15 protein-coding genes are annotated in these 22,641 nt (G+C 61.4%); 10 read left to right on the forward strand and 5 right to left on the reverse strand.

Going from position 1 to position 22,641, the window contains the following annotated elements; all coding sequences use genetic code 11:
* Positions 1 to 214 precede the first annotated feature (214 nt).
* Together HX899_RS13670 and purH are read left to right on the forward strand one after the other, a co-directional pair.
* On the forward strand, positions 215 to 1,888 hold the full coding sequence (locus HX899_RS13670; protein ID WP_138331963.1) for a heparinase II/III family protein: 1,674 nt from the start codon (positions 215 to 217) through the stop codon (positions 1,886 to 1,888).
* 206 nt (positions 1,889 to 2,094) lie between these two features.
* Entirely contained in the window at positions 2,095 to 3,711 is a 1,617-nt protein-coding gene (purH, locus tag HX899_RS13675) for a bifunctional phosphoribosylaminoimidazolecarboxamide formyltransferase/IMP cyclohydrolase (protein ID WP_138389351.1), read from the forward strand.
* Positions 3,712 to 3,757: 46 nt separating this feature from the next.
* On the opposite strand, the gene HX899_RS13680 is transcribed toward purH, so the two are convergent.
* Positions 3,758 to 5,146 (reverse strand): MFS transporter, encoded by a 1,389-nt coding sequence (locus HX899_RS13680; RefSeq protein WP_181292665.1) that lies wholly within the window; start codon positions 5,144 to 5,146, stop codon positions 3,758 to 3,760.
* A gap of 26 nt (positions 5,147 to 5,172) precedes the next feature.
* On the reverse strand, positions 5,173 to 9,948 hold the full coding sequence (locus tag HX899_RS13685; RefSeq protein ID WP_181292666.1) for an NAD-glutamate dehydrogenase: 4,776 nt from the start codon (positions 9,946 to 9,948) through the stop codon (positions 5,173 to 5,175).
* Between the two features lie 276 nt (positions 9,949 to 10,224).
* Here HX899_RS13685 and pdxY point away from each other — a divergent pair, with 276 nt between their 5' ends.
* From pdxY to HX899_RS13700, 3 genes are all read left to right on the forward strand, one after another.
* Positions 10,225 to 11,100 carry a pyridoxal kinase PdxY gene (gene pdxY, locus HX899_RS13690; RefSeq protein ID WP_029874631.1) on the forward strand — a complete coding sequence of 292 codons (876 nt, stop codon included), beginning with the start codon at positions 10,225 to 10,227 and terminating at the stop codon, positions 11,098 to 11,100.
* A 71-nt stretch (positions 11,101 to 11,171) separates the two neighbouring features.
* Positions 11,172 to 11,813: a carbonic anhydrase gene (locus HX899_RS13695; RefSeq protein WP_003544008.1), complete on the forward strand. Its 642-nt coding sequence runs from the start codon at positions 11,172 to 11,174 to the stop codon at positions 11,811 to 11,813.
* Positions 11,814 to 11,909: 96 nt separating this feature from the next.
* A complete protein-coding gene (locus tag HX899_RS13700) occupies positions 11,910 to 13,529 on the forward strand; it encodes a GGDEF domain-containing protein (RefSeq protein ID WP_138331959.1) in 1,620 nt (539 codons plus the stop codon).
* Between the two features lie 45 nt (positions 13,530 to 13,574).
* Here HX899_RS13700 and HX899_RS13705 read toward each other — a convergent pair whose 3' ends face one another.
* The 3 genes from HX899_RS13705 to HX899_RS35570 all read right to left on the reverse strand — a co-directional run bounded on the left by HX899_RS13705 (position 13,575) and on the right by HX899_RS35570 (position 16,032).
* A complete protein-coding gene (locus tag HX899_RS13705) occupies positions 13,575 to 14,396 on the reverse strand; it encodes a lytic transglycosylase domain-containing protein (protein WP_138331958.1) in 822 nt (273 codons plus the stop codon).
* 277 nt (positions 14,397 to 14,673) lie between these two features.
* The gene (locus HX899_RS13710; protein ID WP_003543997.1) at positions 14,674 to 15,708 is read right to left on the reverse strand and encodes an aspartate-semialdehyde dehydrogenase; all 1,035 of its coding nucleotides are present in this window, start codon (positions 15,706 to 15,708) and stop codon (positions 14,674 to 14,676) included.
* Between the two features lie 111 nt (positions 15,709 to 15,819).
* Complete coding sequence (locus tag HX899_RS35570; RefSeq protein ID WP_011654045.1) at positions 15,820 to 16,032, reverse strand: hypothetical protein; 213 nt, start codon at positions 16,030 to 16,032, stop codon at positions 15,820 to 15,822.
* A gap of 87 nt (positions 16,033 to 16,119) precedes the next feature.
* On the opposite strand from HX899_RS35570, the gene HX899_RS13720 reads away from it, so the two are divergent.
* From HX899_RS13720 to HX899_RS13740, 5 genes are all read left to right on the forward strand, one after another.
* A complete protein-coding gene (locus tag HX899_RS13720; protein WP_138331957.1) occupies positions 16,120 to 17,874 on the forward strand; it encodes an alkaline phosphatase in 1,755 nt (584 codons plus the stop codon).
* 96 nt (positions 17,875 to 17,970) lie between these two features.
* Entirely contained in the window at positions 17,971 to 18,438 is a 468-nt protein-coding gene (locus HX899_RS13725; protein WP_138331956.1) for a hypothetical protein, read from the forward strand.
* 6 nt (positions 18,439 to 18,444) lie between these two features.
* On the forward strand, positions 18,445 to 19,137 hold the full coding sequence (locus HX899_RS13730) for an ABC transporter ATP-binding protein (protein ID WP_138331955.1): 693 nt from the start codon (positions 18,445 to 18,447) through the stop codon (positions 19,135 to 19,137).
* Positions 19,134 to 20,444 (forward strand): ABC transporter permease, encoded by a 1,311-nt coding sequence (locus HX899_RS13735; RefSeq protein ID WP_181292667.1) that lies wholly within the window; start codon positions 19,134 to 19,136, stop codon positions 20,442 to 20,444. The genes HX899_RS13730 and HX899_RS13735 overlap by 4 nt, the downstream gene beginning before the upstream one ends.
* Before the next feature lie 248 nt (positions 20,445 to 20,692).
* On the forward strand, positions 20,693 to 22,579 hold the full coding sequence (locus HX899_RS13740) for an MFS transporter (RefSeq protein ID WP_138331953.1): 1,887 nt from the start codon (positions 20,693 to 20,695) through the stop codon (positions 22,577 to 22,579).
* Positions 22,580 to 22,641 lie beyond the last annotated feature (62 nt).

Here is a 22,641-nt window from a genome sequence, read left to right on the forward strand (position 1 = left end):
GGCGTGAGCGCTCGCGGCGATCTCTCGCACTATACGAGGTGCTTCATAGCCTCATGTCATGCATGCCGTTCTCTCCAAAACCGCCGGCATGATTTCAGGTGAAACGCGTCAATGTGCGTATATTCGAACCTTGTCACGAATTAATTCATTGCGGACGATGAAATCGGCCACTTTTCACCTATTCTTAACCACGAGGGTCAATAGACAATAGAATATGCAGTCCGGTCGGCGTTTTGCGAGCATGTATGTTCGGGAGGCTTGGCGGCGCGCCTTGCGCCGCGTCGCGTTGTTGCGCCTGAAGCTCTTTCGTCATTCGATCAAGGTGCCCGAGCGTCTGATCGTCGCGCCGACCGATCTCCGCAGCATCGATCCGCATGTGGCCGACGAGATCCTCAACGGACGATTTCTCCTGGCCGGGCGCATGCTGGAAACCAACGAGAAGTCGCCCTTCACCTTCACCCTGCCCTCGCGCCCCTTCGCGATCCGTCTTCACAGCTTCGGCTGGCTGCGGCATATGCGGGCGAACAAGACGGAGCGTAGTTCGGCTGTCGCCCGCGCGATCGTCGACAGCTGGCTTTCCATCCATGCCGGTCGCATGGAGGGGATTGCCTGGGAAACCGACGTCACCGCCCAGCGCGTTATTGCCTGGCTGTCGCATTCGCCGGTGGTACTGCAGAATGCCGACCGTGGCTTTTATCGCCGCTTCATGAAGTCGCTGGCGTTCCAGGTGAGATTCCTGCACCGGATGGCGCCGTTCACCCTCGGCGGCCTGGAGTTGTTTCGGCTGCGTATTGCGCTGGCCATGGCCTCCGTCGCCATGCCGGCGCGCGCCTCTACGCTCAGAAGGGCGGCGCAGGCGCTCGACCGCGAATTTGATAGCCAGATTCTGCCGGATGGCGGCCATGTGTCGCGCAATCCGCGCGTCGGGCTGGAATTGCTGCTCGATCTGCTGCCGCTCCGACAGACCTATGTCAATCTCGGCCATGACCTGCCGCAGAAGCTGATCTCCGGCATAGACCGGATGTATCCGGCATTGCGGTTCTTTCGCCATCAGGACGGGGACCTGGCGCTCTTCAACGGGGCGACCTCGACGCTTGCAAATGAGCTGATGTCCGTGCTGCGATATGACGAAACCGCCGGTCAGCCGTTCAAGGCCTTGCCGCATTCGCGCTATCAGCGGCTTTCCGGGGGAAAAACGGTGATCATTGCCGATACCGGCACACCGCCTTCAGGAGGCGCGCTTCGCACCGTGCATGCCGGCAGCCTCTCCTTTGAGATGTCGTCCGGCCGCCATCGCTTCATCGTCAATTCCGGTTCGCCGAAATTTGCCGGGCACCGTTATGTCCAGATGGCGCGCACGACGGCGGCGCATTCGACCGTCATCCTCAACGACACGTCGTCCAGCCGTTTTTCGCCCTCGCCCTTCCTCAATCACGCGATCACCGAACCGGTGAGAACCATCACCGTCGAGCGTGCCGAAACCGAGGATGGACGCGACGGCATCAAGCTCAGCCATGACGGTTATCTCAGGGTGTTCGGCGTGCTGCACGAGCGTGAGCTGACACTCAATGCCGCAGGCTCGATCGTGACCGGCCGCGACCGGCTCGTCGTCCGCGAAGGATATGAGCATGACGAGCCCTTGAAGGCCGTCGCCCGTTTTCATATCCATCCTTCGATCGTCCTGCATCAGAGTGACGGGGAGTCCGTGCTGCTGACGGCACCGGACGGCGAAAGCTGGCTGTTTTCCGCACCTGGCAATGAAGTGCTGATCGCCGAGGACATCTTCTTTGCCGACAGCTCCGGCATCTGCGGTTCGGACCAGATCGAAATCGACTTCGATCTTGCCGAGAAGACGGAAATCCGCTGGTTTTTGTCCCGCAAAAGCTAGAGGCGGATGATTTTAGGCCGAGTGGCCAAAGAACGGGATTGCATCCAAATCAAGGAAGTAAAGTACGATGCCGTCCAAAAATGGCTCGTGCTTTTCGACATCTGCTCTGAGGCCTGTTTGCGTGGCGGCAAACCTGTGCTAACGCGGCGCCAGCATGCGAACATCCCTTGCGGATGTCCTCCCGAAGCCCGAACGGAGAAGGTTTCATGGCCGTCATTTCCAAGAAGATCCCCGCCCCCGACAAGGTCGAAATCAAGACCGCGCTCATCTCCGTCTTCGACAAGACGGGGATCGTCGACCTCGCCCACGCCTTGTCTGCCCGAGGTGTGCGCCTGCTTTCGACCGGCGGCACGTTTAAAGCGATCACCGCTGCCGGTCTTGCCGTCACCGATGTTTCCGCAATCACCGGTTTTCCGGAGATCATGGATGGGCGTGTGAAGACGCTGCATCCAACGGTGCATGGCGGCCTGCTGGCGATCCGTGACGACAGCGAACACCAGGACGCGATGAAAAAGCACGGCATCGAGGGCATCGACCTCGCCGTCATCAACCTTTACCCCTTCGAGGAGGTGCGCGCAGCCGGCGGCGACTATCCGACGACCGTCGAGAATATCGACATCGGTGGTCCGGCGATGATCCGCGCATCGGCCAAGAACCATGCCTATGTGACGACCCTGACCGATCCGGCCGATTATGCCGAACTGCTGGAGCAGCTTTCCGCAGATGACGGCAAGACCGCCTACGCCTTCCGCCAGCGCATGGCTGCCAAGGCCTATGCCCGCACCGCCGCCTATGATGCAACGATCTCGAACTGGTTCGCCGAGGCGCTGTCAATCGACACGCCGCGCCACCGGGTCATCGGCGGTGCGCTGAAGGAAGAGATGCGTTACGGCGAAAACCCGCACCAGAAGGCCGCCTTCTATGTGACCGGCGAGAAGCGTCCGGGTGTTTCGACGGCCGCTCTTCTCCAGGGCAAGCAGCTCTCGTACAACAATATCAACGATACGGATGCCGCCTACGAGCTCGTCGCCGAGTTCCTGCCAGAGAAGGCGCCGGCCTGCGCGATCATCAAGCACGCCAATCCCTGCGGCGTCGCCACCGGATCGAGCCTGGTCGAGGCCTATCGGCGGGCACTCGCCTGCGATTCCGTTTCCGCCTTCGGTGGCATCATCGCGCTCAACCAGACGCTGGATGCCGAAACCGCCGAAGAGATCGTCAAGCTCTTTACCGAAGTGATCATCGCGCCGGATGTCACGGAGGAGGCGAAGGCGATCGTCGCCCGCAAACCGAACCTGCGACTGCTGTCTGCCGGCGGCCTGCCCGATCCGCGTGCCGCGGGCCTGACGGCGAAGACCGTTTCCGGCGGCCTGCTCGTCCAGAGCCGCGACAACGGCATGGTCGAGGATCTGGAACTCAAGGTCGTCACCAGGCGGGCGCCGACGGCGCAGGAACTTGATGACATGAAGTTCGCCTTCAAGGTCGGCAAACATGTGAAGTCGAACGCCGTGGTCTATGCCAAGGACGGCCAGACGGCTGGCATCGGCGCCGGCCAGATGAGCCGCGTCGATTCCGCCCGCATCGCTGCGCTGAAGGCCGAAGAGGCCGCCAAGGCGCTCGGCCTCGCAGTGCCGATGACGCATGGCTCGGCGGTCGCCTCCGAGGCCTTCCTGCCTTTTGCCGACGGTCTTCTGTCGATGATCGCCGCAGGGGCGACGGCGGTTATCCAGCCGGGCGGCTCAATGCGCGACCAGGAAGTCATCGATGCCGCCAACGAACACGGCGTCGCAATGGTCTTTACCGGCATGCGCCATTTCCGGCACTGATCGGGCGCGGGCCGTGGCCGGCGCTCTTCCTCGAGTAGGTTCGTCCCTATGCGCGATCGGCCGGGTAGGGCGTGCGGATCAGGAGCACCAGGCCACCAGCGAGGAACAGGATCAGCGTTGCCATTCCAAGCCGCGGTGATCCGCTCATATAGGTCACCAGCGAAAAGAGCAGCGTCGCCATGAAACTCGTGGCGCGCCCCGAAAGCGCGTAGATGCCGAAGTAGCGGCCGGCTTCCTCGATGTTGACGCTGCGGGCGAGATAGGAGCGTGACGAGGCCTGCACCGGCCCGAAGGCGAGCCCGATCAGCAGGCCATAGAGAATATAGGCCTTTTCCGCCGCCGTACCGAAGAGGCCGCCGGAATCCGCCACCGGCAGCGGCATCAGTCCGAACAGGGTGTAACCCGGTCCTGTCGAAATGATGCCGATGGTGGCGAGAAGCAGCATGGTGAGGCTGATGACGACGGTCACCTTCGAACCGACGCTCTTGTCGACGCGGCCGGCGATCAGGCAGCCGAAGATCGCGACGACATTCAGGATGATGCCGTAGATACCGATCTCGATCGTTGCCCAGCCGAACATGCCAGCCGCGAAGATACCGCCAAGGATCAGCAGGCCGTTGACGCCGTCCTGATAGATCATGCGGGCGATGAGGAATGTCAGGATGCCGCGGCGCTCTCTGAGCTCGCCAAGCGTGTTTTTGAGTTCCCGCAAGCCGGAGCGCACCGCGGTGCCGAAGGGAAGACCCTTGCCGACATCGGGCGTGAAGAAGAACATCGGCAGGATGAAGATCAGATACCAGACGGCCGAGATCGGCCCGGTGATGCGTGCATCCTGGCCTGTCTCAGGATCGAGGCCGAACAGGGGATCAAGGCCGAGGATGGTCTTGCCGGTCTCAGGGCTCGCCGCCAAAAGCGTCACGACGGCAATGAGCACGATGATGCCGCCGAGATAACCGAGCCCCCAGGCGGTGTTGGAGAGCTTGCCGACCTCGTGCTTGCCGACTAGGCGCGGCATCATCGAATCGTTGAAGACGATCGAAAACTCGGCCGAGATCGAGGCGAGGATCATGAAAATGACGGGATAGAGAACAGGCGAGCCGGGTGCGGCGAACCACAGGCAGAAGAGGCTTGCGATCTTGATGACCGCGAAGAAGCCGATCCAGGGTTTGCGTGCGCCGGATTGGTCGGCGATCGAGCCGAGGACGGGTGAGAGAAGGGCGATGATCACCGAGGAGATCGTCGCCATGTTGCTCCACGTCGTCTGCGCGGAAACCGGGTCATCGGTCAGGCGGGAAACGAAATAGGGTCCGAAGATAAAGGTTGTGACCACGGTGAAGAAGGGCTGTGCTGCCCAATCGAAGAACATCCACCCCCAGATGCCCTTCTCCGTGGCCTTCGGCGGTTGCGTTCCTGTCCAGTCAATGCGATTCAACATCCGCTCCTTCTTTGACGCGGACTGTCTCACCTCACCCGGTCGCGCGCAAGATCGGTCAGGATACCTGCAGCAACGGTAATACGCGCGAGATTGGGATCGCCGCCGTCGCTGAGGGTTGAAAGCTCCTCGAGGATACGGTTGATGCGGATACGATCCTGCGCATGCCAGGCTTGAACGGGAAGCTTTTCCTTGCCGTGATCGGAAAGGGCCGAGATGACGATGTCGCGCCTTGCGCTGGCGATTTGATCGATGCTGCGGGCAAGCGCCAGATTCTCGTAATGGTCTGAGGTGAGGATCCGCCCGCCCGCCGCCAGCAGCCTGCCGATACGGAAGGTCTGCGACACGGCGATGTAGTTCTCGGCGGCGCGTACCAGGGGTTCGCCGGTGCGCTCGGCGATCTGCATGATCTCCGGCACCAGTGCGAAGATCGGGAGGCTGGCGATGTCGGCGGCGAGTTTTTCGGGCAGGCCCGCCTGGCTGTACTCCGCCTGGCGCACGGCGACCTCGCCGGCCACCTGTCCGGCGAAGGCGGTTTTCAGCTTCTTCAGGGCTGTCTGCAGCCGGCTAATCACTTCCGCCATATCGGCCTTGGTCATGCCCGTTTTCAGCAGCAGGCGCGTCAGCACGATAAAGCTGTGGCTGATCTCCTCGTAGATGCGGTTTTGCATCTCGCCTGATATCTTGCCGTCCAGGGCGTCCGTCCCGGCCCAGAGGCTGGTCAGGTCGAAACCGTCTCTAGCGACGATTGCGGCGCGCACCACTTCCGGTGCTGAAGCCGCCGTTGCGTCCATCATGGCAATGGTGAAGCTCGGCCCACCGCGGTTGATCGCTTCGTTGGCAAGCACGGTGGCGACGATTTCGCGCTTCAGGCGATGGCCGGCGATATCGCCGGCGTTCGACTTCTGCATCTTCACGGGGAAATAATTCGACAGCGTCGTGGTGAAATAGGGATCGTCTGGCAGATCGCTTGCGGCCAGCGCATCGAAGAGCACGATCTTGGCATAGGATACCAGCACGCCGATTTCCGGCCGCGTCAGCGGCTTGCCGGCAGCATAGCGTTCGGCGAGGGTCTGGTCGTCCGGCAGCGTCTCGACTTTGCGATTGAGCTGCTTGGCGCCTTCGAGAACCGTCATGAAGCGCGCAAGTTCCAGGCCATTTGCCGTACCCTTGCGTTCTGTCAGCGAGATCGCCAGCGACTGCAGGTAGTTGTTGCGCAGCACCAGGGTCGCCACTTCGCCGGTCATCGAGGAAAGAAGCTGGTCGCGTTTTGCCCGCGTCAGGCGCCCGTCATGCATGGCGGCCGCCAGCGCGATCTTGATATTGACCTCGACGTCCGAGGTGTTGACGCCGGCCGAGTTGTCGATGGCGTCGGAGTTGCAGCGCCCACCTTTCAGACCGTAGGCGATGCGGCCTTTCTGGGTAACGCCGAGGTTTGCGCCCTCGCCGATCACCTTGGCGCGCACCTCAACAGCGGTGATGCGGATCGGGTCGTTGGCGCGATCGCCAACTTCGGCGTCGGTTTCGGACGGCGCTTTCACATAGGTGCCGATGCCGCCGAACCAGAGCAGGTCGACCTCACTCTTCAGGATCGCCGTCATGATCTCGAAGGGCGTGGCGACAGCCTTGTCGATACCGATTGCGGCAACTGCTTCCGGCGTCAGTTTGACCGATTTCGCTGCGCGAGAAATGATCATCGCACCCTTCGACAGCACGCTCTTATCAAAATCCTGCCAGCTCGAACGCGGCAGGTCGAAGAGCCGCTGGCGCTCAGTCAGCGTCTTTTCCATATCGGGATCGGGATCGATGATGATGTCGCGGTGATCGAAGGCGGCAATGAGCCGGATCTTCGGAGAGAGCAGCATGCCGTTGCCGAAGACGTCGCCCGACATGTCGCCGACGCCGGCGACGGTGAAGGGCGTCGTCTGGATGTCGATGTCCATTTCCCGGAAATGGCGTTTCGCGGTTTCCCAGGCGCCGCGGGCGGTGATGCCCATCTTCTTGTGGTCGTAACCGGCCGAGCCGCCGGAGGCAAAGGCGTCGTCCAGCCAGAAGCCGGCTTCCTGCGCCAGTGCATTGGCGGTGTCGGAGAAGGTCGCGGTGCCCTTGTCGGCGGCGACGACGAAATAGGGATCGTCACCGTCGAGCCTGACGGTATCCTTCGGCGGGGCGATGTCGGCGCCAGATATATTGTCGGTGATCGAAAGCAGCGTGCGTATATAGGTCTTGTAAGCCTCGCGGCCAGTATTGAAGATCTCGTCGCGGCTGCCGCCGACCGGGAGCTTCTTCGGATAGAAGCCGCCCTTGGCGCCGACCGGCACGATGACCGCATTCTTCACTTGCTGCGCCTTGACGAGGCCGAGCACCTCGGTGCGGTAATCCTCGGCGCGGTCCGACCAGCGCAGGCCGCCGCGCGCCACCTTGCCGAAGCGCAGGTGCACACCTTCGACTTCGACGCCGTAGACGAACATCTCGCGGAAGGGTTTCGGTTCCGGCAGCCCATCGACCAGGTGCGGATCGAGCTTGAAGGCCAACATCGGTTTCGGCGAGCCGTCCGGGTTCTTCTGGAAATAATTGGTGCGCAGCGTCGCATCGACGATGTTGACGTAGCGGCGCAGGATACGGTCGTCGTCGAGGCTCGGCACGTCGGCAAGCTCGGCCTCGATCGCCTGGTGCAGTTCGGCAAGCTTCTTGACGCGGGCCTTCTCCGAAAGCCGGGTGTCGAGTGTGTCGTGGAACAGCCGGAAGATGGCGGCGGCGACGACGGGATATTTATCGAGCGTCGTTGCGATATAGTCTTGCGAATAGGCGATGCCGGCTTGGCGGAGATAACGGGCATAGGCGCGCAGCACGTTGGTCTCGCGTGCCGAAAGCCCGGCCGAAAGAATCAGCCGGTTGAAGCTGTCATTGTCGATCGTGCCGGCGAAGGCGGCGACGAAGGCTTCCTCGAGGGCGGCGCCGTAACGCGCCAGATCGATTTCGCCACCATTGCGGGCCTCGAGCTCCATGTCGTGCAGCACGACGAGTTTCTTTTCTCCATCGGCGACCGGCACCCCGATGTCGAAAGTGCGTTCACTGACGACATTGAAGCCGAGATTCTCGAGAAGCGGCACGCGGCGCGACAGCGCCAGCTGGCCGCCGGCGTGGAAAATCTTCAAGGAAAGGATGGGGCCCTGTTCTTCCTGACGATGGTAGAACTGGATGCGCAGCGGTTCGCCAGCGGCGCAGGCACCGATATCGGCGAGGTCGGCCACGGTTTCCTCCGGCGTGAAGGAATCCTGGAAGGCCTGGTCGACGGATATCTTCGGGGCCTTGGCGCCTGACAGCGCCTCGAAACGGTCGTCCCAGCGGGCCGTGATCTCGCGGATCACCTGCTCGAGTTTTGCCTGCGGAATGCGTGGCGTCTTGCCGCCCGAGCGGCCGATGATGAAATGCACGCGCGCCACGCCGCCTTCCGGGAAAGCCGGGTAATAGGCGGAGACACGGCCGTCATAGACAGTCTTCAGATAGGTGCCGATCCGTTCGCGGACGATCGAATCATATTCCTCACGCGGCACATAGATGATCACCGAGACGAAGCGGTCGAAATGGTCGATTCGCGGCAGGACGCGGACGCGCGGCCGATCGGCCAAGTCGTTGATCTGTTCGGCAAAACTTGCAAGCAGCGTCGTGTCGATCTGGAAAAGATCGTCGCGCGGATAGGATTCCAGGGTGTTGTCGAGCATGCGGCCGGAATGGCTCATCGGGTCGAAGCCGAAATGTTCCTTCACCTTGTCGATCTTGGAACGCAGCAGCGGGATTTCCGAGGCGAGCGAGGTATAGGCGGTCGAGGTGAAAAGGCCGACGATGCGCAGCTCACCGGTGACGTTGCCCTCCGCGTCGAAGCGCTTGACGCCGACATAATCCATATAGGCGCGGCGATGGACGATCGATTTCACATTCGCCTTGGTGACGATCAGGAAGTCGGGGCCGTCGAGGAAGGCAAGGATCTCAGGCGTCGTCGTCACGGCGTCCTTGCCGGTGCGCAGCACGAGAACATCGGGGTTGGAAAGGATGCCGAGGCCAGCACCCTTGTCGCGCTCGACCCTGGCATCGGTCCCCTTGCCGGAATAGACATATTCCCGCATGCCGAGGAAAGTGAAATTCTCATCGCGCAGCCAGGTCAGGAAAGCGACGGCTTCGTCGCGATCGGCCTTCTTCCGGCTGGCGCCGTTGGCCGCAAGCTCGGCGATCACTCCGTCGATCTTGGAAAGCATCGGCTTCCAGTCGAAAACCGACAGGCGGACCTGTTCGAGGACTTTTTCGATGCGTTTGACGAGATCGGCGGCCTGGGCGGAATTGAGGGGCGCTATATGAAGCTGGATATGGCTGACGCGGTTGGCCGGATCGCTCGGGTGATCGGCGGAATACGTCGTCAGCGCCTTGCCCTTTTCCATGACAAGGATGGGATGCACGGCCATGAACAGGTCGCGGTAGGTGCTCGTCACTTCGCCCATGACCGATTCAAACAGAAAAGGCATGTTCTGGTCGGTGACTGAAAGCACCGAGACGGCGATGCCATCAGGCGTCACATCGGCAATCGTGTCGATGCCGACGCGGGGCGCCTTGCCGTTCCAGGCAGCAAGTTCCTTTGCCGAATGCACCGCGGAGAGCGCCAGCATTTCCGGTGTATAGAGTTCGAGATCGTCATTGCTTGCCCGGCCGAAGAGAATTTCCGGATCGAGATGCGCCTCGCCTGTCGCCTTGGCGATCTTGCGCGCGCTTTCGATCTGCTTTTCCCGTTTCGGATTGTTTCTGGCAGCCATGGATCGCCTCCCTCAATGTCTGATTTTTTGCAAGCTAGCAGAAGATTCTTCGAAAAAATCTCTAAAAGAGCGGTCCGAAGGATTGTTTTGACGCTTTTTTGGCGCGGGAAACGAGAAATTGTAAGAGATTTTCCGCTTTCTTCGCCAAGCGAAAGCGAAAGTCCCGTCTTCCGGTTTTTCGTTCCGCCGAACATTTCCACGCCCGCATGAAGAATGGTTGACAGCGTGGCGTCAAAAAGATCATCAAACGCGGTCATCATTCGGATCTTGGATATCATGTCGGAAAATGCAGCGGGCGCAGTCATCGTCATTTCCAGCCATGTGGTGCGGGGCTCGGTCGGAAACCGGGCAGCCGTCTTTGCGCTGGAGACGCTCGGTCATCCGGTCTGGGCCTTGCCGACCATCGTGCTGCCCTGGCATCCCGGCCACGGCCGCTCGACGCGGCTGACTTTTGCGGAAACGGATTTCGACGCGGCGATCGACGATCTGATCCGCGCGCCCTGGATCGGCGAAGTCAAGGCGGTGCTCTCGGGCTATTTTGGCAATGCCGCCCAGGCGCGCTCCGTCGCCCGGCTGATCGGTGCGCTGAGGCAAAACAATCCCGAGCTGCTCTATGTCTGCGATCCCGTCATGGGCGATCTCGGCGGCCTTTACGTGCCGGAAGCGACCGCTGAGGCCATTCGCGACCATCTCATTCCGCTCGCCTCGCTCGCAACGCCGAACCGCTACGAGCTCGCATGGCTTTCGGGGGCAGCCCTCGAAGACAACAGCGCGATCATGGAGGCGGCGCTCGCGCTCGGACCATCGCGCATGCTCGTCACTTCGGCGGTGCCGATGATGGCGGGTGGTACCGGCAATCTCTATCTTTCCGGCCGTCACGCCCTTCTTGCCGAGCATCGTGTTGTCGAGAACCCGCCGAATGGTCTCGGCGACCTCATCGCCGCCGTCTTCCTGTCGCGCCTGCTCTCCGGGATCGAGGACGAAAAGGCGCTGCAGCTTGCCACCGCCAGCGTCTTCGAGGTGCTTGCGCGTGCCGTCAAGCGCGGCAGCAACGAGTTGATGCTGGCAAGCGATGCTTCCAGTCTTTCGACGCCGATGGCCATGGTGCAGATGCGCCGCCTCGTGCACCCGGCGCAGCGGCGGAAAAAATGACGCATCTGCCGATATGCTCATTTTGCAGTGCAGCAGTTGATCTTGTCTTCGGCGCGCGCTAATCCAGAAGCATGCAGCGTTTTCCAAATCCCCTTCTGGACGGCTATCGCAACTTTATGAACGGGCGTTATGCCGACGCCCGGGACAGGTATCGGCAGCTTGCCGAAAACGGTCAGAGTCCCCATACGCTTGTCATTGCCTGTTCGGACTCTCGCGCGGCACCCGAGCTGATCTTCGATGCCGGCCCGGGCGAGCTCTTCGTCATCCGCAACGTCGCCAACATGGTGCCGCCTTACGAGCCGGACGGTCATTTTCATTCGACCTCGGCCGCACTCGAATTTGCCGTGCAGGTGCTGAAGGTCTCGGATATCGTCGTGATGGGCCACGGCCGCTGCGGCGGCATCCGCTCAGCACTCGATCCGAATGCCGAGCCATTGTCGCCCGGCGATTTCATCGGCCGCTGGATGTCGCTGGTCAAACCCGCCGCCGAACAGATCCAGAGCAACGACGTGATGACAGCGGCCGAGCGGCAGACGGCGCTGGAGCGTGTCTCCATCCGCAATTCGATCAACAATCTCAGAAGCTTTCCCGACATCAAGGCGCTCGAGGAAGCGGGAAAGATTCATCTCCACGGTGCCTGGTTCGACATTTCGACCGGTGAACTCTGGGTCATGGACGCCGAGACACGCGACTTCATTCGTCCCGAAATCTAGGGACATGCCAGTTTATCAGTTTTTTAAGGATTGTTGTTAAGCTCGCCGTCAATTGGTCGCGCACGACCGACGTTTTGATCACCGTGGCGATTGGCGATGAAGTTCGAAACCATCAAAAGGGTTATCCTGGCCGCCATCATGCTGCCCTTCGTCTTCATGCTCATTGAAGGCGTCGTCGTCATACGTTCTTCGGTCAATCAATACTGGAACCTCGAAAAGGACCGGCAGTTCGCCGATGTGCTTGCCCGTGGCGGGTCGATCGCCGCAACGGAGATCCTGACTGAGATCGGCGCCACCCGCCGCTACCTCGCAGACCCCAGCAGCAGGACTGCCATCGACATGCAGCAAAGCCGGGTGACGCTCGATCGCGAACGCCACGCTTTTTATGCCAGCCTGCCCTCCCGCGATGCGCTCGACGAGGGGCTCGTCGGCGAATTATCGATTCTCAGCCTTGCCTACAGCCGCATCGTCGCGGCGCGCAGCGCCGTAGACCAGGGGCGTTATACCGGCAGTGATCCCGGTTCCATCTACTGGTATGCGGCTCTCAAGCAGCTTGCCGTCGTCGATGCGCTTTCGCCGCTGATCAGCGATCCGGTGCTGCTTGAGAAATCCAACCAGCTGATGGGTATCCTGCTGACCTATTACGGCGAAAGGCTGATCACCGGGATCGGCACCCGTTATCTCAACCAAGGGGCTTCCGCCAGATTGCCGGTGGAGCTTTTCGTACAGGGCAAGGTCATGCTCGGCGAGGGCATGGATCACATGGTTTTCCATTCCTCCGCGCCGGTCGTGCGCCACATCGTTGCTTATCTCGGCCGCAGCAGCCAGGTAAAGGCGAATGCGATCACCGATGCCATTCTCGCCGGATCGCGGCCGACACGCGCCGTGCATGACGTCTGGGCCGCCGCGCAGAGCGAGCGCATGACCTTCCTGCAGCAGAAGATGATCGAGGCCGCAAAGGATATTCATGAGACCGGCGAAAGCCTTTCGACGCGCTCGCACATACACCTGACACGGATCCTGGCGCTGTGTGCCGGCCTGCTGATACTCGCCACATTGGTGCTGCTGCTGGCGGCAAAGGGCCTGCGCCTGATCGACCGGCTGACCCAGGATCGGGAGACGCTGGTGGGCGAGTTGCGCAGCGCCGCCCAGACCGATCTTCTGACCGGCCTTTACAACAGGCGCGGCTTCGAGGTCGCCGCATCCGCACTTCTCACACAGGCCGAGCACGGATCACGCTGGATTTCCGTCGTGCTGTTCGACCTCGATCATTTCAAGAAGATCAACGACCTTCACGGGCATGACGCCGGCGATGCCGTGCTCCGGCATGTCGCGGGCGTCGCGCGTGAGAATTTTCGTTCCTTCGATCTCTTGGTGCGCCATGGCGGCGAGGAGTTCCTGGCGCTTCTGCCGGATTCGACGCCTGACGATGCTGCAATCGTTGCCGAGCGTGTGCGGCTGGCGATCGAGGCGGCGGAAATCCCCCTGCCGAGCGGCGATGTTCTCAAGGTGACGGCGAGTTTCGGATGCGCCGGACGGGCAAATGAAGCCACCAACCGGAACTTCGAGGATCTGGTCAAACGCGCCGACCTGGCGCTTTACGCCGCCAAGGCCTCCGGCCGCAATTGCGTCGTCTCGGGACCAATCATCCAGGCCCCGGTGCAGGAGGAGCGACGCAAGGCGGCTTCCGGCGGCGGCTTTGATTCCCGCAAATGAAAAACGCCGCATATCGCAGCGGCGTTTTCGCGTATTCTATCGGGCCTATTTGCCGTCGATCTGCTGACCGATATAGGCGATCGCCTGCTGGTAGACGCTGGCGGCGTTCCAGCCCTGGATGGCGACGAAATTCGGCTCTCCCGGCTGATAGCCGGCGCCGGCGCGCCAGCCGTGGCCCTTGAGGAAATTCGCCGTCGAGGCCAGTGCATCGGCGCGGGAACCGACCATGTCGACGCGGCCGTTGCCGTCGCCGTCGGCGCCGAAGCGCACGACATTGCGCGGCAGAAACTGCGTCTGGCCGATTTCACCATGGGCAGCGCCCTTGGCCTGTGGGCTCAGATAACCCTCGGAGACGAGCTGGAGTGCTGCATAGAGCTGGTCGGTGAAATATTGCGAACGACGGCAGTCATAGGCAAGGGTCGAAACAGCCGACAGCGTATGCTGGTTGCCCATGTAGCTGCCGAAACCGGTCTCCATGCCCCAGATCGCAATCAGCGGGCCGGCCGGAACGCCGAAACGGCGCTCGATCGAGGCAAAAAGCGCCTGATTGGCGGCCTTCATGCTGCGACCGCGGGAGATGATCGCGGCACCGCCGCGCTTCTGCATGAAAGCGTCGAAGGAGAGCTTAAAGCTCTTCTGGCCGCGGTCGGCGGCAATCGTCGGCCTGTTGTAATTGACGTTGGCGAAGGCGCGGTCGAGGACCGAGCGGCTGACGCCGTTTGCCGCCGCTTCCTGCTTGAAGTCGGCGACCCATGCACCGAAACCGCTGCTATTATTACCGCATTGAGCGCCCTGGGCCGCTGCCGGCAGCGCGTGGAGGACGCCCGCCACCGTCAACGCCGCCAGAAAGAATGTTGTCATGCGCATGAGAAACCCCGCTTCCGATCTACTGAAGCGCGCCGCGGCCGATCGGGGCCATTCGACGCGCTCAAAGTCTTCGTTCTGTTCATGTCGCTGTCCCGAACCGCTGCACGGTTTTGGACGGCATGCTTTGGCTTGACGCCGGGCAGAATGCCAGCCGAAGGCGATCTTGTCACGACCACCTTTTTCAGCAAGCGCTTATGGACAGAAGCGTCCACAATTCGGCAAAAAGCCCTGCCTCATCATCAGCAGGGCTTTAGCATATTATGGTTTACAAATGGTATCAGGCAGCCTGCTTGCGCGGCTTGACGAGACCACGATTGACGAGCAGCTCGGCGATCTGGATGGCGTTCAACGCAGCGCCCTTGCGCAGATTGTCGGAGACCACCCAGATGTTCAGGCCGTTTTCGACCGTCGCATCCTCGCGGATGCGCGAAATGTAGGTCGCATCCTCGCCGGCGGATTCATAAGGCGTGATGTAGCCGCCATCCTCGCGCTTGTCGATGACGAGGCAACCCGGTGCATCGCGCAGGATGTCGCGGGCCTGGTCGGCGGTGATCTCGTTTTCGAATTCGATGTTGACCGATTCCGAATGACCGATGAAAACCGGCACGCGCACCGCGGTGCAGGTCACCTTGATCTTCGGGTCGAGCATCTTCTTCGTCTCGGCCAGCACCTTCCATTCTTCCTTGGTGTAGCCGTCCTCCATGAAGACGTCGATATGCGGGATGACATTGAAGGCAATACGCTTGGTGAACTTCTTGTTCTCGATCGGATCGGCGACGAAGACGGCGCGTGTCTGATTGAAGAGCTCGTCCATGCCGTCCTTGCCGGCGCCGGAGACCGACTGGTAGGTCGAGATGACGACACGCTTGATCTTGGCGAAGTCGTGCAGTGGCTTCAACGCCACCACCAGCTGGGCGGTCGAGCAATTCGGATTGGCGATGATGTTGCGCTTGGTGAACTGGCTGATGGCATCCGGGTTGACTTCCGGCACGATCAGCGGCACGTCGGCGTCGTAGCGCCAGGCCGAGGAATTGTCGATGACGATGCAGCCCTGCTGGCCGATCTTCGGCGAGTACTTCTTGGAGACCTCGCCGCCGGCCGACATCAGGCAGATGTCGGTATCGGAGAAATCGTAATTCTCCAGATTGGAGACCTTCAGCGTCCGGTCACCGTAGGAAACCTCGGTGCCCTGCGAACGCGAGGAGGCGAGTGCCACGACCTCATCGGCGGGGAAGCCTCGCTCCGAGAGGATGTTGAGCATCTCCCGGCCGACATTTCCGGTTGCTCCCGCAACTGCTACTTTGAAACCCATTTCTCAAGCTCTCTTTCTCTTCTCTCCTCTTGTCCGGTGAGGGGAAAGGCGCGACTAATCGCGTCTTCCTGTCCCCAGCCGAGCCGGGGAGAGAGCGGCAGGCCAGAGACGTCAGACGGTTTTCGTCGTCGTTTTGGCCTTGGTTTTGGAAGAAACCGGAACGGCAATGTCCACCCCGGCAACTCGTGCCCGGTCATTGCATTCGGCAATGGCGTGTTCGTCGCGAACCATGGAGATTCCTTTTCCGCTGTTGCTCTTAGAAGGTTTTCCACAGGAGTCAAGGTTTTTGCGCTCAGAGCCGGCAGGCGAAAGCGGCGACCGCAATGCTGCGACGTTTTGTCATGCCGCTGTCATCCTCGGGAGGTATCCCGGCGCGGTTGTTAATGTCTGCAACGAAAACGGGGGTTTTCCATGCGTACGCTTCTTGCCGCCTTTGCGGCCACCACCATCCTTGCGGGCGCCGCTCAGGCGACGACGGTCTATCCGCTTGATCGCGCGACGATCCTTGCCGGTTCGCCGTTCGATTTCAAGGTCGAGCTCAACAAGCAGGTCAAGCTCGAAGACGTGAAGATCACGGTCAACGGCCAGGACTATAAGACCGTGCTTGGGGGCGAGGCGCAGTTCGTCGAGCTGGAAAAGGGCAAGGACGACAAGGCTCTCGGTTCCGCTATCCTGCTGCGCGGCCTGAAGATTTCCGCTCCTGGCGACTACAAGATCGAAGTCGCTGCCGGCGACGAAACGAAGTCCGTCACCTGGAACGTTTACGAAACAGCGGCCCAGCCGAAGGCCAAGAACATCATCTTCCTGCTGGGTGACGGGCTATCCGTTGCGCATCGCACCGCTGCCCGCATCATGTCCAAGGGCATGACCGAAGGTAAGGCGAATGGCCGCCTGAATATGGATGATCTCGAGCGTATGGCTTTTATCGGCACGTCGGCGACGAATGCCGTCGATACGGACTCGGCCAACACCATGTCGGCCTACATGACGGGTCACAAGACGGCCGTCAACGCGATCGGCGTTTACGCGGACCGTACGCCGGCATCCCTCGATGATCCGCGTGTTGAAACCTTCGCAGAAGCCGTTCGCCGCCTGACCAAGAAGTCGATCGGCATCGTTGCAACGGCCGAGGTCGAAGACGCCACGCCGGCTGCGGTCGTTGCTCACACCCGCAACCGCAACGACAAGGCCGACGTCGTCGGCATGCTGCTCGACGTCAAGCCGGAAGTCCTCCTCGGCGGCGGCTCGGCCTATTTCCTCGGCAAGGAAGTCGCCGGTTCCAAGCGCAAGGACAATCAGGACTACATCAAGCAGTTCCAGGATGCCGGCTACAAGCTTGCCACCGACAAGAACGAGCTCGCAGCCAATGCATCGGCTGAAGGCAATCTCCTCGGTCTCTTCCACACCGGCAATATGGACGTCACGCTTGATCGAGAGTTCCTGAAGAAGGGTACCGTCGACAAGTTCCCGAACCAGCCAGGCCTCGTCGCCATGACCAAGGTTGCGCTCGACCGCCTCTCGAAGAATCCTGATGGCTTCTTCCTGATGGTCGAAGGCTCCTCGATCGACAAAATGTCCCATCCGCTCGATTGGGATCGTGCCGTCTACGAAACCATCGAATTCGACCAGGCCATCGGCGTTGCCCGCGAATTCCAGAAGGCGCATCCGGATACGCTGATCGTCGTCACAGGCGACCACACACATGGCGTATCCATCATCGGTACCGTCGATGATGAAAAGTCCGGCACGGAAATGCGCGAAAAGGTCGGGACCTATGCCGAAGCTGGCTTCCCGAACTACAAGGACGAAAACGGCGACGGCTATCCCGATAAGGTCGATGTCAGCCGCCGCCTGTTCCTGAGTGCCAACAATGGCCCGGATCACTACGAGACCTTCCGTCCGAAGCTCGATGGTCCGTTCGTTCCGGCTGTCCAGAACGAAAAGAAGGAATATGTCGCCAACGAGCAGTACAAGGATGTTCCCGGCGCGGTCTTCGTTCAGGGCAATATTCCGAAGAGCGGCGATAGTGGTGTCCACGCAGCCGACGACGTCGTCCTTCAATCGGCTGGTCCGGGCGCTGAAGGTTTCCATGGTTACATGGAACAGAGCGACGTCTATCGCGTGCTCGCCGACACCTTCGCTCTCGGCGCCAAGCAGACGAACTGATCTGCCGATCCGGCCAGGCCGCTTGCCGGCCTTGCCCCTTTCACCGATCATGGTCCCGGCCGTTCAGCGGCCGGGACTTCATTCTTGGAGATCGCCATGGAAAAGCTCCCTTCGCTGCATCTCAGCCGCCGCGGCCTGATCGGCGCCATCGGCACGCTGGCCTTGGCCGCTGTTGCTCGCCCGAGTTCTGCTGCGGATTCCTTGATCAGCTTCGATGAGCTTTACGGCAAGTTCGGCGTGCTCGGCCTCGAATTCTCCGACAAGGTGAAGCGCCTTGCCGGCAAAGGGATCAGCATGAAAGGTTTCATGGCGCCGCCATTGAAGGCGGAGGCCCAGTTCTTCGTGCTCACCGAGGTGCCGATGTCGCTCTGCCCCTTCTGCTCCTCGGATGCGGACTGGCCGGACAATATCGTCGTCGTCTATCTCGGCGAGAAGCAGACCTTCGTGCAGCCGCGCCAGACGATCGAAGTGCGTGGTACGCTTGAATACGGTTCGTGGACGGATCCGGAGACAGGCTTCGTCAGCCTGCTGCGGATCCGCCAGGCCGAATATTCCGCCGTCTGAACCGATATGCTCGCTCTCGATATCGAAAACCTGACCGTTGCCTTCCCAGGCCTGTCCTCGCCGGCACTGGCGATCGACCGCCTGTCGATCGATGCCGGCAGCAGGGTCGCCATTACAGGCGCGTCCGGCTCCGGCAAGAGCACCTTCGTCAATATCGTTGCCGGGCTGGAGCGGACACGGCAAGGCCGCATCCGCTGGAACGGCGAGGATATCGCGGGTTTTTCAGAAAGCCGGCGAGACCGGTTCCGTGCCGCCAATATCGGCCTGGTCATGCAGGAGTTCCATCTCTTTCCCGGCCTGTCGGCGTTGGAAAACGTGCTGCTGCCGGCGCGGCTTGCCGGCGCTGCCACGGCTGATGTCATCGAGCGGGCTCATGCGCTTTTGAGCACGGTCGGTCTTTCCCGCCCCGACCAGAAGATCGAAACAATGTCGCGCGGCGAGATGCAGCGTGTGGCGATCGGCCGGGCGCTGCTGCGTAAGCCCGGCGTCATCATCGCCGACGAGCCGACCGCAAGCCTCGATGCCGAAAGCGGCGAGGCGGTCGGCGATCTCATCCTCGATCTGGCCGTTGCCGAAGGCAGCACGCTGATCGTCGTTTCGCACGACCAGCGCTTGGCCAGCCGCCTCGACCGGCGCATCACCTTCGGTTCCGGCCGGATCAGCGAAGATTCCGCGGCAACGGCGGGAGAAGCTGCATGATCCGCTTCATCCTTTCCGATCTTCGTCGCCTCTGGGCGGGATCGCTGGTGGTCGTGCTGCTGGTAGCGCTCGCGACCGCGCTTGGTGTTTCTGTCGTCCTGCAGGAGCGGGCGCTTCGTCTCGGCAGCGCACGCGCTGCCGACAAGTTCGATCTTGTCATCGGCGCCAGCGGCAGCGAGACGCAGCTCGTGCTGTCCTCCGTCTTCCTACAGCCCTCTCCTTTGCCGCTGATGCCGGGCGAAGTGCTGGGCAAACTTGCTGCCGATCCACGCGTCGATTGGGCAGCCCCGATCGGCTTCGGCGATTCCTTCTCCGGCTATCCGATCGTCGGCACGACGACCATGCTGGCGCAGAACCTGTCCGGTGGTTTAGCCGAAGGCAAGATTTTTGCGCGCGAGGGCGAAGCCGTGATCGGCGCGGCTGTCAAGTTGTCGCTCGGCGGTGAGATCAAGCCTATGCACGGTTCGCTGGAAGAGGGCGGCGAGACCCATACCGAACTCGTCTATCATATCGCCGGCCGCTTGCGGCCGACCGGCACCGCCTGGGACCGGGCGATCCTCGTTCCCATCCAGGCCGTCTGGCACATCCATGGCATGGAGGCGGAGGAACATGCGGAGGACGGTGAGCAGCACGAGCATGAAGCTGTGTCCGGAACGGATAACACCGAACATGGTCATGCGCATGAGAAAGCCGGCGCTGATCACGATGGGCATCAGCATCACGGCGAGGCCGATCCGGATGCTGTGCTTGATGAGAGCTGGACTGCGGGCGCTCCCGGCCTTCCCGCCATTCTGGTCAAGCCGAAGACGATTGCCGATGCCTACAAGCTGCGGCAGGACTATCGCAGCGGCAATACCGTCGCCGTCTTTCCCGGCGAGGTGCTGACCAATCTCTACGCCACGCTCGGCGACGCCAAACAGATCCTCGTCACGGTCGCCTCGGGCGCGCAAGCTCTCGTCGCAGCCTCGCTGGTGCTGATCACGGTCATCCATATCGGCCAGCGCCGCCGTCAGATCGGCGCACTCAGGGCTTTCGGCGCCCCGCGCGGCGCGATTTTCGGTATCGTCTGGCTAGAATTCTTTTTCCTGGTGGCGGTCGGCATCGCACTCGGATTCGCGCTCGGTTATGCCGCGGCCCTCATCTTGTCCGGCATGTTCTCGCAAACGAGCGGGATCACTATGCCGGTCGGCTTCGCCCGTGAAGACGCCGGGCTTGCGGCGGTGCTGCTTGCCTTTGCCACAATTCTTGCCGCGCTGCCGGCAGTGCTCGCCTACCGGCAATCGCCGGCGCAGGCGCTAAGAGCATAACGGATCCACATCACAAACCGCTGTGAAACTTTCTTCCAAACTTCCGGCAGCTCTATCGTCACGGGCGGCGGAGAGCTTGATGTGCATGACAAAGCGTGGCGTCATTAGACTAAAGTCATAATCCGAAAGCCTCTCTCTTTTTGATCTGTCGTTTCTGGCACACTCCCGTCAGGCGTGTCGCGGCCAGGGGTATGCTTTGAGGAGAAGTAAGCCGCGCGCGTTGATCATCACTCTGTGGAGGACAGACAATGGCAAATGTCGCAAGCATCGACGGCGCGAAGGCCGGTCCGATGACCGGCGAGGAGAAGAAGGTCATCTTCGCCTCTTCGCTCGGCACCGTTTTCGAATGGTACGATTTTTATCTCTATGGTTCGCTCGCCACCTATATCGGTGCGACCTATTTCACCCAATATCCCGAGGCAACGCGTAACATCTTCACGCTGCTCGCCTTTGCCGCCGGCTTCCTGGTCCGCCCCTTCGGCGCGCTGGTGTTCGGCCGTCTCGGCGATCTCGTCGGCCGTAAATACACCTTCCTGATGACCATCATGATCATGGGTATGTCGACCTTCCTCGTCGGCATCCTGCCGGGTGCCGCCACGATCGGTATCGCAGCCCCGATCATCCTGATCGCGCTTCGCCTGCTCCAGGGTCTGGCGCTGGGCGGTGAATATGGCGGTGCGGCAACCTATGTCGCCGAACATGCGCCGAACGGGCGCCGCGGCTACTTCACCTCGTGGATCCAGACGACGGCGACGCTCGGCCTGTTCCTGTCGCTGATCGTCATCGTCTTTGTTCAATATCTGATGGGTGCGGCTGAGTTCGCCGCCTGGGGCTGGCGCATTCCGTTCCTGCTCTCGTTCGTCCTGCTCGGCATTTCCGTCTGGATCCGCCTGAAGATGAACGAATCGCCGGCGTTCCAGCGCATGAAGGCGGAAGGCAAGGGCTCCAAGGCGCCACTGACCGAAGCCTTCGGGACATGGAAAAATGCCAAGATTGCGATCATCGCGCTTCTCGGCGCCACCATGGGCCAGGCGGTCGTCTGGTATGGCGGCCAGTTCTATGCACTGTTCTTCCTGCAGAACGTGCTGAAGGTGGACCTGTTCTCGGCCAATGTCATGGTCGCCATCGCACTTCTCCTCGGCACGCCGTTCTTCGTCATCTTCGGCGGCCTCTCCGACAAGATCGGCCGCAAGCCGATCATCATGGCAGGCCTTCTCATTGCGGCAGTGACCTATCATCCGCTGTTCAAGGCGATGACCTGGACGGCGAACCCGGCGCTTGCCGAAGCGCAGGCTTCGATTCGGGCAACGGTGACAGCTGATCCGGCGGATTGCAGGTTCCAGTTTAACCCGACCGGCACGGCGAAGTTCACCAGTTCTTGCGACGTGGCGACGGCATTCCTGACCAGGAACTCGGTGCCTTACGACGTGGTGCCCGGCACCGCCGGACAGCCGGCAACGGTGAAGGTCGGCAACGCGACGATCCCAAGTTTCGACGTCGTCGCTGCCGGCGACAAGGCCAAGGGCATGACCGCCGCCTTCGAAAAAGGCGTCAACATCGCGCTCCACGATGCCGGCTACCCGCTGAAGCGCGGCGCCGTCAAGGTGCCGGATTCCAAGCTCGATGCCTTCATCGCAGCCAATCCGGAGCTGTCGCTCAACGCCGATGCCGTGCGCGCCGGCGAGAAGGAAACCGTACCAGCGGCGAAGCTGGTCGAGACCAAGCTGCTGACCGCGGATGAGGCCAATGGCGTCACCGACATGACGGTCTACAACATCGCCAACGGCGGCACTTTCGCCATGGTCGCCGATCCGGCCCGCGTCAACTGGATCGGCACGATCGCCGTGTTGTTCGTCCTTGTCTTCTATGTGACGATGGTCTACGGCCCGATCGCCGCTCTGCTGGTCGAGCTTTTCCCGACCCGCATCCGCTACACCGGCATGTCGCTGCCCTATCACATCGGCAACGGCTGGTTCGGCGGCCTGCTACCGGCGACGGCCTTCGCGATGAGCGCTGCCGCGGGCGATATCTACTACGGTCTCTGGTATCCGATCGTCTTTGCGACGATCACGCTGGTGATCGGCCTGATCTTCCTGCCGGAAACGAAGAACAGGGATATCCACGCCATGGATTGAGCGGTGGATTGAGGCCAATCCTTGCTTGAGAAAAAAGGCCCGGCGCTCACAAGGCGCCGGGC

It is taken from the genome of Rhizobium sp. WYCCWR 11146 (assembly GCF_013591995.1).
Classification (GTDB): domain Bacteria; phylum Pseudomonadota; class Alphaproteobacteria; order Rhizobiales; family Rhizobiaceae; genus Rhizobium; species Rhizobium indicum.

What these genes read in the sequence shown, in the direction of transcription:
- HX899_RS13735 (WP_181292667.1), top strand. Translation starts at nt 19,134, where the DNA reads ATGATCCGCTTCATCCTTTCCGATCTTCGTCGCCTCTGGGCGGGATCG.
- HX899_RS13695 (WP_003544008.1), top strand. Translation starts at nt 11,172, where the DNA reads ATGCAGCGTTTTCCAAATCCCCTTCTGGACGGCTATCGCAACTTTATG.
- HX899_RS13710 (WP_003543997.1), bottom strand. Translation starts at nt 15,708, where the DNA reads ATGGGTTTCAAAGTAGCAGTTGCGGGAGCAACCGGAAATGTCGGCCGG.
- HX899_RS13725 (WP_138331956.1), top strand. Translation starts at nt 17,971, where the DNA reads ATGGAAAAGCTCCCTTCGCTGCATCTCAGCCGCCGCGGCCTGATCGGC.
- HX899_RS13670 (WP_138331963.1), top strand. Translation starts at nt 215, where the DNA reads ATGCAGTCCGGTCGGCGTTTTGCGAGCATGTATGTTCGGGAGGCTTGG.
- HX899_RS13700 (WP_138331959.1), top strand. Translation starts at nt 11,910, where the DNA reads ATGAAGTTCGAAACCATCAAAAGGGTTATCCTGGCCGCCATCATGCTG.
- HX899_RS13720 (WP_138331957.1), top strand. Translation starts at nt 16,120, where the DNA reads ATGCGTACGCTTCTTGCCGCCTTTGCGGCCACCACCATCCTTGCGGGC.
- HX899_RS13685 (WP_181292666.1), bottom strand. Translation starts at nt 9,948, where the DNA reads ATGGCTGCCAGAAACAATCCGAAACGGGAAAAGCAGATCGAAAGCGCG.
- HX899_RS13730 (WP_138331955.1), top strand. Translation starts at nt 18,445, where the DNA reads ATGCTCGCTCTCGATATCGAAAACCTGACCGTTGCCTTCCCAGGCCTG.
- pdxY (WP_029874631.1), top strand. Translation starts at nt 10,225, where the DNA reads ATGTCGGAAAATGCAGCGGGCGCAGTCATCGTCATTTCCAGCCATGTG.
- HX899_RS13740 (WP_138331953.1), top strand. Translation starts at nt 20,693, where the DNA reads ATGGCAAATGTCGCAAGCATCGACGGCGCGAAGGCCGGTCCGATGACC.
- HX899_RS13705 (WP_138331958.1), bottom strand. Translation starts at nt 14,396, where the DNA reads ATGCGCATGACAACATTCTTTCTGGCGGCGTTGACGGTGGCGGGCGTC.
- HX899_RS13680 (WP_181292665.1), bottom strand. Translation starts at nt 5,146, where the DNA reads ATGTTGAATCGCATTGACTGGACAGGAACGCAACCGCCGAAGGCCACG.
- purH (WP_138389351.1), top strand. Translation starts at nt 2,095, where the DNA reads ATGGCCGTCATTTCCAAGAAGATCCCCGCCCCCGACAAGGTCGAAATC.